This window comes from Spirillospora sp. NBC_01491 (genome assembly GCF_036227065.1).
Taxonomy (GTDB): Bacteria; Actinomycetota; Actinomycetes; order Streptosporangiales; family Streptosporangiaceae; genus Spirillospora; species Spirillospora xylanilytica.
Window position 1 is genome coordinate 1,808,155 of sequence record NZ_CP109432.1, and the last position, 12,896, is coordinate 1,821,050.

At 73.9% G+C, this 12,896-nt stretch carries 6 protein-coding genes; all 6 read right to left on the minus strand.

Going from position 1 to position 12,896, the window contains the following annotated elements; all coding sequences use genetic code 11:
• Positions 1-8: 8 nt before the first annotated feature.
• Entirely contained in the window at positions 9-1,430 is a 1,422-nt protein-coding gene (locus OHA34_RS08890; RefSeq protein WP_285940604.1) for an L-fucose/L-arabinose isomerase family protein, read from the minus strand.
• Between the two features lie 14 nt (positions 1,431-1,444).
• A complete protein-coding gene (locus tag OHA34_RS08895) occupies positions 1,445-3,670 on the minus strand; it encodes an alpha-L-rhamnosidase-related protein (protein ID WP_329521308.1) in 2,226 nt (741 codons plus the stop codon).
• 88 nt (positions 3,671-3,758) lie between these two features.
• Complete coding sequence (locus OHA34_RS08900) at positions 3,759-6,308, minus strand: alpha-L-rhamnosidase-related protein (RefSeq protein WP_329521309.1); 2,550 nt, start codon at positions 6,306-6,308, stop codon at positions 3,759-3,761.
• Positions 6,309-6,420: 112 nt separating this feature from the next.
• On the minus strand, positions 6,421-8,472 hold the full coding sequence (locus OHA34_RS08905) for a bifunctional aldolase/short-chain dehydrogenase (protein ID WP_285940610.1): 2,052 nt from the start codon (positions 8,470-8,472) through the stop codon (positions 6,421-6,423).
• A 25-nt stretch (positions 8,473-8,497) separates the two neighbouring features.
• The gene (locus OHA34_RS08910; RefSeq protein ID WP_329521310.1) at positions 8,498-11,731 is read right to left on the minus strand and encodes a family 78 glycoside hydrolase catalytic domain; all 3,234 of its coding nucleotides are present in this window, start codon (positions 11,729-11,731) and stop codon (positions 8,498-8,500) included.
• On the minus strand, positions 11,728-12,885 hold the full coding sequence (gene rhaI, locus OHA34_RS08915; RefSeq protein ID WP_329522384.1) for an L-rhamnose isomerase: 1,158 nt from the start codon (positions 12,883-12,885) through the stop codon (positions 11,728-11,730). The genes OHA34_RS08910 and rhaI overlap by 4 nt, the downstream gene beginning before the upstream one ends.
• Between the last annotated feature and the right edge of the window lie 11 nt (positions 12,886-12,896).

Here is a 12,896-nt window from a genome sequence, read left to right on the forward strand (position 1 = left end):
GGTGCGCGTTACGGGCGGACGTCGATGAGTTCGATCTCCAAGAGGTCGGCCACGGCCTTCAGCTCGGCGACCCGGTGGCCGGTGCCGAGGGCCCAGTGGTGGGAGATGCCGGTGGCGCTCCAGGCGTCGACCCACTCCCCCGGGTCGCAGCCGAAGTCGACCCGGGAGGTGGTGTTGCCGATCTGGAGCAGCGGCCCCGCCACGGTCTCGCCCTCGGACGCGACGAGCGAGAACCGGCCGTCGCGGTGCTGGATCACGCCGAGCGCGGTGACCGGGCCGTGCCTGACGTCGAACTCGACCGACACGCCGTAGCCGCGCTTGCCGTGGTAGACGCCGAGGCCGCGCAGCAGCGGCCGGCCGGCGCTGATCGCCAGGTGGGCCGGGCCGTCGTGGCCCATCTCCACATGGCCGCGGCCGAAGTCCAGCGCCTGGAGCTCGGTGAAGGAGCCGCCCGCGCCGAGCCGGTCGGCGATCAGCATGGCCAGCGAGGTGCGCAGCTCGTACTCCCCGGCGGCCGGGACGCCGCGCGCGGTGAGCAGCGAGGCGCCGAGGATCATGCCGGCGCCCAGCCGCTCGTGGATCTCGCCGTCCAGCCCGCGGTGGTAGTAGGCCAGGCTGTCCAGCTCGAAGTCGGCCACCAGCCGGTCCAGCCCGGCCGAGACCCGCGCGGCCCAGCGGAGGTCGTCCTCGTCGACGGAGGCGTCGAGCTCGAAGACCTCCGCCGCCTCGGCCCGCTTGGCGGCGGCCTCGGCCTCGGTGACCTGCTCGACGCGGACCCGCAGGTCGTCGAACTCCAGCACCTCCACGTGGCCGCCGAAGTTGGCGCTGACCAGGGTGAGGTCGGTGGAGACGTCGAGCATGCCCGGGTACAGGTGCCCCATCAGCCCGTGCCGGCCGCGGCGGAGCGCGGCCCGCACCCCGGCGGCGCGCACCCAGCGCCCGATGCGGGTCCAGGCCCGCTCGTCCTCCAGGTACCCCGAGACGGACCGGAACGGGATGCCGCAGCGCAGGAACGCGTTGGCCATCTCCGGCAGCGGGCAGGCCCCGCAGTACGCCAGCCACTGGCCGGTGTCGAAGGTCGCGTGGTCCATCGACTCGGTCGGCTGGAGGTTGATCAGCAGCACCGGCGCGTCGGCGCGCTGCGCGACCGGCACCAGCATGGTGGCGGTCATGTAGGTGGTGAGGAAGCCGACGATGATGTCGCATCCCGCCGCGCGCAGCTTCTCGGCCGCCGCGGCGCCCTCCTGCGCGTCGGAGATGAACCCGACGTCGACGACGTCGGCGCCGAGGCCGCGCATCCGCTCGGCCACTCGCTCCGCCGACCGCCGCAACTGCGGCAGCAGGTCGGGGAACTGCGGCCAGTAGGCGCCCAGCCCCCCGGCGACCAGGCCGACCCGGACCCGGCCGGTCCCCGTCCCGTTCTCGGTCATGTGCTCTCTTCCCTTCAGTCTCTCGCCGCCAGGACGTGCCGCCCGGCGGACACCCCGTCGACATAGACGTAGGCGCCGTCACTGCTGACGCCGCGTGCGGTGGCCTCGCCCCCGGCCCACACGGTGCGGCCGTCGAAGGTCACCTTCCGGGTGCTCGCCGACACCGGCACCGCGAGGCGGCCCGTCGTGCCGCGCGGGGCGCGGACGGTCAGGCCGAATCCGTGCCGGTCGGTGCGCCAGGACGCGTCGATGCCGCCGTGCGGCGTCGGGACCGTCCCCTCGGCCCACGTCAGGTCGCCGGCGAACGGCACGACCGCCCAGGACGAGTATCCGGCGGCGGTCGGCCGGACGCCGAGGACGCGGGTGCTGAGGGTGACGGTCGGGCCGGCCGCCCAGCCGTGCGCGAGGCTGGAGAACTGCTTGAGGTTGGGGGTGCCGTCCGGCTGCATGTGCTCCCAGAACGTCGAGCCCGGGTCCTGCGCGAGCTGGTGGCCCCAGAACGTCCGGATGAGGTCCAGCCCGGACGCGTCGCGTCCCTCCAGGCGGGCGTCGGTCTCGAAGGTGCTCGGGAGCGGCGCGTAGAACGGCGGCAGCGAGGCGTTGGGGGTCTTCTGCGAGACGGTCAGCGACCCGTACTTCTCCCAGTTGTTCGCGCGCAGGTAGGCCATCGCGCGGCGGCCCCGCGCGGCGCCCGCGACGCCGGCCAGGACCGCGGTGGCGTTGCCGTCCTGCGGGTAGGCGCCCGGGATCTCGCGGGAGAGCCGGTAGGCGCCGGCCTTCTCGTCCCAGAGCTGGTCGTTGATCGCCTTCTTCACCGCGGCCGACCGCCCGGCGTAGGCCGCGGCGGCGCCCGCGTCGCCGCGGGCCTTCGCCAGGTCCGCCATCTGCGCGAGGTTGCGGGCGTAGAGGGCGTTGACGTAGGTCTCGTGCCCGCAGTCGGAGTAGCCGTAGTGGCCGCACGACCCGGCCTTGTCGAACGCGATCAGGCCCTTGTCGCCGTCCTGGGCGCGGACCGACTCCAGCCAGGCGGTCGCCTTGGTCAGCGCCGTCCACCACTTGGCGAGGTAGGCGCGGTCGCCGGTGTAGAGCCAGTGCTCGTGCATGTTGCTGACGAACCAGGTGACGTACTCGCCGTAGGTGCGCAGCTCGTCCGTGTTGTGCTGGCCGACCTGGCTCTCGGCGGGCATGTAGCCGTCAGGAAGCTGCTGGGCGGCCAGTGACGACAGCGAGTTGGTCACCGCGTCCAGGTCGTTGGTGCTCAGGTACGCGACGGGCGCCTGCACGGCCAGGTCGCCCTGCCAGATGATGCGGTCGCGCTTGCCGCCGTCGTAGATGACGTCCTTGCTCGGGTCGGCGTGCGGGACGGGCGCGTCGGCGTGGTCGCCCTCGCCCTTGACGTAGGGCCAGCTCTTGGCGGTGTTCGCGGCGCCGGTGTTGAGCTGGACGGTGTAGGCGCCCGCGTACCAGATCTTGTTGAGCAGGTTGTCGCTGGACAGGAACCGGCCCTGGTAGTCGGTCATGTCCTTCTGCCTGGGCGCCGCGGTGTAGTCGACCGACACGCCGTCGACGTCGACCCAGCCGGGGCCGTCGAGGAAGAGCGTGGCGTAGCGGAAGCCGCCGCGCAGCTCCTTGTCGCGGACGGTGCCGGGGAGCCTGCCGTCCAGCGTGAGGGCGTGGCTGTCGGTGTCCTCGGTGTAGGGCTGCCCGGGGAACCCGTTCCAGATGTTGGCGGTGTCGCAGCCGGGGGCGATGGCGCCCTGCCCGTCGTTGTCGCCGGGCGCCTCGGCGAGGTAGCGGATCGACTCGCTGAAGCAGGCGCGCAGCTTGGGCCGGGTGGACGAGGCGCCCTTGACCCGCACCTTGATGTGCCCGGCGACCTCCTTCCCGAAGTCCAGGATCAGCAGCGGCGACCCGGCGCGGTCGGCCGCGCCGGTCAGCCGCACCGACCCTCCGCCGTTCTTCAGGGCGGCTTCGGGCGAGCCGTCGATGCGCCCCTCGCGGGGGTCGGCCTTGTACACCGCGACGGGCGGCACGGTGCGGCTCTCGGGCGCCAGGACGTAGGGGCGCCACTGGCCGGGGCGCGGCTGGTACGAGGGGTCCTGCCAGGGGCCGCGCGCGGACGGCGCGGCGGACGCGGCGGGCGTGAGCATGGCGGGCAGGACGGCCGCCGTGCCGGCCACGGTGAGGGCGGCGGCGACGGCGGCGCGGGCGAGCCCGCGGCGGGGGGTGGGGTGGGCCATCAAAGCTCCTGTACTCAGCTACTGGCGGCGGTCTGCGCGGATGGCGCTCGTCCGAGTGGCGCTCGTCCGAAGGTCACTCGTCCGAGGGTCACCGGGCGGTCAGCGTGGACGTCCCGGTGAGGCCCGGCACCTGGATCAGCCCGTCCCGGACGACCACGCCGGGGCGCAGCGCGTGCCCGGACCGCCAGACGGGGGTGCGGCCGAGCCGGACCTCGCGGACGCCGTCCGCGGGGACGCCCGCGGTGGCGGAGGTCGTGCCGGGCGCGACGACCTGGAGGGAGAACGTGCCGCCCTGCCGCTTCCAGGAGGCGGTGACGTTCCCGGCGGGGGTGGGTACGCGGCCCTGGGCCCAGCGCAGGCCCGGCGTCGGGTGCGGCAGCACGGTGAAGGTCGAGAACCCGCCCGACGTCGGGGTGACGCCGAGCACCTGGTTGGTGAGGAAGGACGTCGGGCCGGCCGCCCAGCCGTGCGCCATGCTGGTGTACGAGCCGAGGCGCGGCGCGCCGTCCGGGTTCACGTTCTCCCACAGGGTGCCGGGGTTGGACCCGCCGAGCATCGGCGCCCAGGTGCGCTTCAGCAGCGACCCCGCGCCGTCCGCGTCGCCCTGCTTCACCTGCGCGAGCAGCGCGGAGTTCGACACGAACGGGCTGATGTACTGCGGCACCACGCCGCCGGGCTTGTCGACGGTCAGGTCGCCGTGCCGTCCGGCCAGGGCGGTGTCGAAGAAGCGCAGCACCGAGCGCGCCCGGTCGCCGGTGGCGACGCCCGCCACGACCGCCATCGCGTTGCCGTCCTGCGGGTGGGCGGCGTCGCCCGGGCCGACCTTGTAGGCGCCCGCGGCGGGGTCCCACAGCGTGGCGTTGACCCCGGCGGCGGTGCGGGCCGCCTGCTCGCGGTAGGTCTTGGCCGCGTCCGGCTCGCCCTTCGCCTCGGCGGCCCGTGCCGCCAGGCCGAGCACGCGCACGTACAGCGAGCTGGTGTAGGTGCCCTTGCCCTCGTTGCCGTAGCCCCAGGTGCCGCCCGCGCCCTTAAGGTCCAGGACGCCGTCGGCGTCGGCCTTGGACTCCAGCCAGGCCATGTTCTTCTTCATCGCGCCGTACCAGCGGTCGAGGAACGCGCGGTCGCCGGTGTAGAGGTAGTGGTCCCAGAAGTTCTGCACCCACCACTCGGCGTACTCGCCCCAGCCGAGGTTGTAGCCCTGGCTCTCGGTCAGGTACAGGCCGGGGATCTGGCCGCTGGCGGCCTGCCCCTTGGCCATGAACCCGACCGCGTTGGCCGCCGGTCCGGGGCGGCCGGTGCTGAGGTAGGACACCACGTCGGCGACGGCGTTGTCGCCGCCCCAGATCATCCGGTCGCGCTTGCCGCCGTCGGTGATGACGCTGTCGCCGTCGCCGACGGTCGCGTCGTTGCCGACCGGTCCCTCCTTGCCCGGGTAGGGCCGCCCGGTCCGGGGGTCGATGGTGCTCATCTGGACGGTGTAGGCGCCGGAGTACCAGAGCCGGTTGAACGTCTCGTCGCTGGACAGGAACGCGCCCCGGTACCGGTTCGGGGCCGGGTTGGCGGGATCGGCGGTGAAGTCCAGCTTCAGGCCGGACAGCTCCACCTCGCCGGGCTCTGCGAGGAAGACCATCAGGTAGCGGAACCCGCCGCGGATCACCGGGTCGGTGACCGCCGAGCGGCCCGCGCCGGGGGTCAGGTAGTGCGTCTCGGTCGCCAGCCCGACCGGGTCCTGGCTGTAGTCGGAGGCGGTGGTGAGGTAGGTGGGGCTCTCGCTGAACGCCAGCCCGATCTTGGGGGCCGCACCGCCCTTGGTGTGGGCGGTGAATCCGATCTTCCCGCCGACCTCCTGGCCGAAGTCGTAGACGACGTAGGGGCGGCCGTAGGCGTCCGAGCGGAGCGTGGTGGTGCCGCCGCGCGCCGCGCCGCCGGGGTCGGTGACGGTGCCCCCGTAGGGGGCGGTGGTCCGGCCCGCGTCCGCGAGCGTCCAGACGGCGTGGACGCGGGCGCCGGGGCCGGGTTCGGCCGCGTTGCGGAAGGTGACCTGGATCGAGCCGGAGGATCCGGCGAGCCGGGCGGGGACGGCGACGTCGTAGTGCACGAGCCCGGCGAGCTGCTGCCCGCCGGGACCGCCCCAGACGCCGGCCTGGGCGGTGTCGGGCTTGCGCTCGTGCACGACGGTGCCGTTGACGAGCACCTCGTAGTGGCCGGTCGCGCTGCCCGCCTCTTCGACGCGCAGCGTCAGCGGGCCCGTGCCGGGGACGCGCATCCGGTAGCCGAACGAGGCTCCGGCGACGTCCGGGCCCGCCTGCCTGACCTGGACGCCGTCGACCCTCGCGGTGGTGCTGGACGGGCCGGCGGTCAGCGCGTGGCCGTCCTTCTCCGAGGCGGGCGAGTCCGCCGTGACGTAGTCGCCGTTGACCTTGTGCGACTCGGCGACGCGGGCCGGGCGGACGGTGCGCGCCGCCGGCGTCATCACGTAGCGGTCGGATCTGGCGAGGGCGGGCAGCCCGAACGCGTCGGTCGCGCCGGACGGGCCGGTCGCGCCGGCGGGGAGGGCGGCGGCCAGCAGGCCGGTCACGCCGAGGGCGAGGGTGGCGATGACGGGCAGCGGGCGGTGGAACGTCCTGGCCAGGTCCATCTGTGTCCCTTTCGGGGGCTCTGCAAGGTCCAACGGGGGGTGGGCGACGCGTGCGAGCGTGGGGCGGTGGGGCCGGCGCGGCTCCTGCGTGACCGGGCCGGCCCCACCGGGTCTAGCGGAGGAACGCGGCGGCGACGCCGGCGTCCACGGGGATGTGCAGTCCGGTCGTGTGGGTCAGGTCGCCGCCCGCGAGGGCGAAGACGGCGGCGGCGACGTGCTCGGGCAGCACCTCGCGCTTGAGCAGCGTCCGCTGGGCGTAGAACTCGCCGAGCCTGTCCTCCTCGACGCCGTAGACGGCGGCGCGCTTGGCGCCCCAGCCCCCGGCGAAGATGCCCGAGCCGCGCACCACCCCGTCGGGGTTGATGCCGTTGACGCGGACGCCGTGCTCGCCGAGCTCGGCGGCGAGCAGCCGGACCTGGTGGGCCTGGTCGGCCTTGGTCGCGCCGTAGGCCACGTTGTTGGGCCCGGCGAACACGGCGTTCTTGGACGAGATGTAGACGATGTCGCCGCCCATGGCCTGCTCGACCATGACGCGGGCGGTCTCGCGCGACACCAGGAACGAGCCGCGCGCCATCACGTCGTGCTGGAGGTCCCAGTCGGCGGCGGTGGTGTCCAGCAGCGGCTTGGACACCGACAGCCCGGCGTTGTTGACGACCAGGTCGACGCCGCCGAAGGCGAGCACGGCCGCCGCGACGGCGGCGGTGATCTCGTCCTCGGAGGTGACGTCGACCGTGACGGCCACCGCGACGTCGGACGCCCGGTAGGCGCCCGCCCCGATCTCGGCCGCGACCTTCTCGGCCGCGGCCCGGTCGCGGTCGGCGACGACGACGCAGGCGCCCTCGGCGGCCAGCCGCCGCGCGGTCGCCGCGCCGATGCCCGAGCCGCCGCCGGTGACGAGCGCGACGCGGGTGGCCAGCGGCTTCGGCGCGGGCATCCGGCGGAGCTTGGCCTCCTCCAGCTCCCAGTACTCGATCCGGAACTTCTCGGCCTCGTCGATCGGCGCGTACGCCGAGACGCTCTCGGCGCCGCGCATCACGTTGATCGCGTTGACGTAGAACTCGCCCGCGACCCGGGCGGTCTGCTTGTTGGCGCCGAAGCTGAACATGCCGACGCCGGGCACCAGCACGATCGCGGGGTCGGCGCCGCGCATCGCCGGGGAGTCCGGCGCGGCGTTGCGCTCGTAGTAGGCGCGGTAGGCGTCGCGGTAGTCGGCGTGCAGCTCGCTGAGCCGCGCCTTCACCTGGTCGAGCGGCGCGTCCGGGGGCAGGTCGAGCACCATCGGCGCGACCTTGGTGCGCAGGAAGTGGTCGGGGCAGGACGTGCCGAGCGCGGCGAGCCGCGGGTGCTCGGCGCGGGCGACGAAGTCGAGCACCTCGGGGCTGTCGGTGAAGTGCCCCACCTGCGGCCGGTCGGTGGAGGCGAGCCCCCGCACCAGCGGGAACAGCTCGGCCGCGCGGGCCCGCCGCTCCGCCTCGGGCAGCGCCGGATGCACGACCGGGCCGAACGGGTCGGCCTTGCCGTGCTCGGCCAGGTACGCCTCGGCGGTCGCGATGATCTCCAGCGAGGCGGCCTTGCACTCCGCGCTGGTCGCGCCCCAGGCGGTGATGCCGTGGCCGCCGAGGACGACGCCGATCGCCGCCGGGTTCGCCTCCTTGATCGCGGCGATGTCCAGACCGAGCTGGAAGCCGGGCCGCCGCCACGGCACCCACACCACCCGGTCGCCGAAGATCCGCCGGGTCAGCTCCTCGCCGTCCGCGGCGGTCGCGATCGCGATGCCGGAGTCGGGGTGCAGGTGGTCGACGTGCGCGGCGGGCACCAGCCCGTGCATGGCGGTGTCGATGGAGGGCGCGGCGCCGCCCTTGCCGTGCAGGCAGAAGTCGAACGCGGCGACCATCTCGTCCTCGCGCTCGACGCCCGGGTAGACGTCCGCGAGGGCGCGCATCCGGTCCAGCCGCAGCACGGCCAGGCCCGGCTCGGTGAGGGTGCCGAGGTCGCCGCCGGAACCCTTCACCCACATCAGCTCGACGTCGCGGGCGGTCACCGGGTCGGTGACGGTGCCCTTCGCCGAGGCGTTGCCGCCCGCGTAGTTGGTGTTGCGCGGGTCCGAGCCCAGGTCGTGGGCGCGGGCGAGGAGCTGCTCCACCTCGGGCGGAGTGGCGGTCATCGGTTCTGTCTCCTTGTTCGGTGGCTCATTTGCGGGCCTGGAAGTCATAGCCGCCGGAGCCGGTCTCGACCCGGACGGTCCCGCCGGCGGCGCCGAGCACCCGGACGCCGGGCACGGAGGCGAGCGGGCGCCCGCCCTCGGTGACGGCGGCGGCCGACGCGGCGGGGATCTCGATCTCGGCGGTGGCGCCGACCGGGACCCGGACGCGCAGCCCGAGCCCGCCGCCGGCGCGCCTGTCCCACCGCACCGCGACGGGGCCGTGCGGCGTCTCGGTGGACGCCTCGACGAAGGTCAGGTCGCCGAGCGGCTTCGGCGCGATGCGGACGCGGTCGTAGCCGGGCGCGGCGGACCGGATGCCGGCCAGGTCCCGGTAGAACCACTCGCCGATCGCCCCGCCGAGGAACACGTGGTCGCGGGACCGGGCGTCCAGGTCCCAGCGCTCCCACAGCGTGGTCGCGCCGTTGGCGGCCCAGTAGCCCCAGCTCGGATAGGTCTTCTGGTCGGCGATCTTGTAGGCCAGCTCCCCCTGGCCGCGCTCGGTCAGCTCGGTCAGCAGGAACTTGGTACCGAGCGCGCCGGTGTTGAGGTGGCCGCCGCGGTCCTCGACGTCCTTGACCAGCCGCGCGGTGACCGCCTTCTCGGACGCCTCCGGCGTGATCCCGAACGCCAGCGGCAGGAGCGCCGACGTCTGCCGGTAGCCCGGGTCGGACGCGGTGACGTAGGCGTCGCCGCGCAGGAACGCCTTGTTGAAGGCGTCCCTGGTCTTCGCGGCGGCGGCCCGGTAGCGGGCGGCGTCGGCGGTGCGGCCGAGGGCCTGCGCGACCTCCGCGACGGTCGTGGTGTTGAAGTAGGTGTAGGCGGTCCCGGCGAGGCGCGCGTCCTCGGGGGTGTTACCGCCGTAGCCGGGCGCGAGGTAGTCGGTGAGGCTGCTCGGGTAGAGGCCCTCGCCGTCGGCCTTGGCCAGCCAGCCGTCCAGGTACCGGGTCATCGCCGGGTAGTTGGCGGCGAGCACGTCCTTGTCGCCGTACCGCTGGTACATCTGCCACGGGATGGCGGTGAAGGAGGCGTGCCACGGCGGCGCCTGGCCGTAGTAGCCGAGGCCCCACCCGTTGTCGGGGACGATCCCGGGGATCAGCCCGTCCGCGCCCTGGCTGTCGCGGTGGTCGGTCATCCACTTGGTGAAGGGCCGCCGGAGGTCGTACTCGGTCATCTCCATGTCGGCCATGAGCTGCGCGTCCCCGGTCCACCCGTTCTTCTCGTACATCGGTGTGTCGGTGGGGATGCCGTGCCAGTTGTTCACGACCGTCTGCCGGGTCATCGTGTTGACCTGGTTGAACAGCGCGTTGGAGCTGCGGAAGGACCCGGTGGGGCGCAGGTCGGTGTGGACGGCGCGGCCGTCCAGGTCGGCGGTGGTGGGCGCCGCGTCGCCGGGCCAGCCGGTGACCTCCACGTACTGGAAGCCCTTGTAGGTGTAGCGGGACTCCCAGGTCTCGGTGCCCGCGCGCCCGGCCAGGACGTACTCGTCGGTCTGGACGCGTCCGGTGACGTTGCCGTTGCTCACCTGCACGGTGCCGTCGGCGTTGAGCCGCTCGCCGTACTTGAGCGTGACCTGCGCGCCCTTCGGCCCGTGCGTGCGGATCCGCGCCCATCCGGCGATGTTGGCGGGCAGCTTGAAGACGTGGGTGCCCTTCTTGGGGCTGGTCACCGAGGAGGGCCGGATCGTGCCGGTGACCTTGATCGGCTCGTGCTCCTCCGGGACGACCGTGCCCGCCGGGGCGGCCAGCTTCGTCGCCGGGCCCCACGACGCGGCGTCGTACCCGGCGCGGTCCCAGCCGGGCTTCTCCTCGCGGGCATCGTAGGTCTCACCGCCGAACAGCGAGTCGTACCGCACCGGGCCCTCGGCGTACCGCCACTGCCCGTCGGTCGCGATCGTCTGCGCGGACCCGTCGGTGTAGGTGACGACGAGCTGGGCGAGAAGGCGCGGCTCGGCGGTCCAGGGCGTCTTGTGCCAGTTCCAGACGTTCTCCTGCGTCATCCCGTAGAAGCCGCGGCCGAGCCGCGCGCCGATGGCGTTGCCGCCCCGGCGCAGCATCCTGGTGACGTCGTGGGTGACGTACTCGACCCGCTTGTCGTAGCGGGTGAACCCGGGCGCGAGGACCTCGTCGCCGACCTTCTCGCCGTTCAGGCTCAGCTCGGCGTACCCGCCCGCCGCCGCGTACAGCCGGGCCCTGGCGACCTTCTTGCCGGGGACGGTGAAGTCGCGGCGGAGCAGCGGTTCGGGGCGGGACGGCGCCTCGACCGACACCTCGCCCCACGGCGCGCCGCCCCACGGCACCAGGACCTTGGCGGCCTTCCAGGACGCGTCGTCGAACCCGGGAACGGTCCACTCGGCCGCGGGCGCGGTGTCGAGCGCGCGCCACGCGTCCCCGGTGTCGAACGCCTTCGGCGCCTGCCCCGGGAGTTCGAGCCGGCCGAGCAGACCCGCCGGGCTCTGGCGGCCGTTGGTGGCCTTGACCGCGATGACGTTGCGGCCCTGGCGGAGCGCCGCGGCCACGTCCACCACGATCGGGCGCTTCCAGTTCTCCTTGGACGGGTCGGGCTCCCGGCCGCCGACCTCCGTGCCGTTCACCCAGGCGGTGAAGCCGTCGTCGGCGGTCATGACCAGCCGGGCGCCCTGCGGCACCGAGGCCAGGTCGACCGCCCCGCGGAAGTAGCGGGTGGCCGCGGGCGCGCTGGTCGCCGGGTCGCCCTCGGGGAACCAGATCCAGCTGCTGCCCTTGAGGTCAGGCGCGGACGCGGCGGCGTCGGGCGCGCCGATCCACGAGCCGCGCCAGCCGTCCCCGGCGAGCGCGGTCTCGAACGCCGCCTTGGCGCTCCAGCCCGTCCAGTGCCCGCGGGCGTCGGCCACGCGGACCCGCCAGGTGTAGCGGGTGGCGGGCCTGAGCGCGGGGCCCCCGTACCGCACGTCGTAGGCGCGCGCGCTCTTCACCGTGCCCGAGTCCCACACCTGGCCCCCGCCGGCCTCGGCGGCGACCGAGATCCGATAGGCGGTCTGCCGCTCCCCGCGCCGGTCCGAGCGGAGCCGCCAGCCGAGCCGCGGGTTCGCGGCGGCGACCGCGATCGGCGCGGTCGCGTGCTCGGTCTCCATCCCGGTGACGCGCAGTCCCGCCGGGGCGGCGGCCTGCGCCGGCGCCGCCCCCGCGACCACCATCCCGCCGGTCAGGAGCAGCGCCGCGCCGCGGCGGGGGCGCGGTCTCACGCGCCCCACCCCGCGGCCTGGCCGTCCTTGCGCTCGCCGACCACCCGCTCGTAGTACCCCGACGCCTTGTAGGCGGCGACGGGGTCGGCGTGCAGGCCCATCTCCTCGCGCAGCTCGGCCAGCAGCGGCCGAACGTCGGTGTTGTAGGCGTCCATGAACACCGCGTTCGCGCCGAGCACGTCACCGGTCCGCTGCGCCTCGCCCAGCGCGGCGGTGTCGATGAGCAGCGCCTTGGCGGTGGCCTCCTGGACGTTCAGCACCGAGCGGATCTGGCCCTGGATCTTCGGCTCGATGTTGTGGCACTGGTCGAGCATGAACCGCACCCCGGTCGCCGGGTCGTAGCCGCCGCCCCGGAGCACCTCGTGCATGATCCGGTAGAGCTGGAACGGGTCGGCCGCGCCCACCATCAGGTCGTCGTCGGCGTAGAAGCGCGAGTTGAAGTCGAACGCGCCGAGCCTCCCCTCGCGCAGCAGGAACGCGACGATGAACTCGATGTTGGTGCCCGGCGCGTGGTGCCCGGTGTCCACCACCACCTGCGCCTTCGGGCCCAGCTTGAGGCAGTGCGCGTACGAGGCGCCCCAGTCCGGCAGGTCGGTCATGTAGAACGCCGGTTCGAACAGCTTGTACTCCAGCAGGAACCGCTGGTCGTCGCCGAGCCGCTCGTACACGGCCGCGAGGGCCTCCTCCATCCGGTCCTGGCGGGTCCGGATGTCGTCCTGGCCGGGGTAGTTGGTGCCGTCGGAGAACCACAGCTTCAGGTCGCGCGAACCGGTGGCGTCCATGATGTCGACGCAGGCCAGCAGGTGGTCCAGGGCCTTGCGGCGGATCGCCGGGTCCGGGTTGGTGACGCTGCCCAGCATGTAGTCGTCGTCCTGGAACACGTTGGTGTTCACCGCGCCGATCCGCACGCCCTGGTCCACGGCGTACGCGGCGAGCTCGGCGTAGTCGTCCACGGTGTCCCACGGGATGTGCACCGCGACGCTCGGGGCCACGCCGGTGAAGCGGTGCACCTGCGCCGCGTCGGCGATCTTTTCCCGGGGGGTGCGGGGGACGCCCTGCTGGGCGAACACCTTGAACCGGGTGCCGGAGTTGCCGTACGCCCACGACGGAGTCTCGATCTGCTGGCGGCGCAGGGCGTCCTTCACCGCGGTCATGTCTGTCACGG

What these genes read in the sequence shown, in the direction of transcription:
- OHA34_RS08890 (WP_285940604.1), bottom strand. Translation starts at nt 1,430, where the DNA reads ATGACCGAGAACGGGACGGGGACCGGCCGGGTCCGGGTCGGCCTGGTC.
- OHA34_RS08895 (WP_329521308.1), bottom strand. Translation starts at nt 3,670, where the DNA reads ATGGCCCACCCCACCCCCCGCCGCGGGCTCGCCCGCGCCGCCGTCGCC.
- OHA34_RS08900 (WP_329521309.1), bottom strand. Translation starts at nt 6,308, where the DNA reads ATGGACCTGGCCAGGACGTTCCACCGCCCGCTGCCCGTCATCGCCACC.
- OHA34_RS08905 (WP_285940610.1), bottom strand. Translation starts at nt 8,472, where the DNA reads ATGACCGCCACTCCGCCCGAGGTGGAGCAGCTCCTCGCCCGCGCCCAC.
- rhaI (WP_329522384.1), bottom strand. Translation starts at nt 12,885, where the DNA reads ATGACCGCGGTGAAGGACGCCCTGCGCCGCCAGCAGATCGAGACTCCG.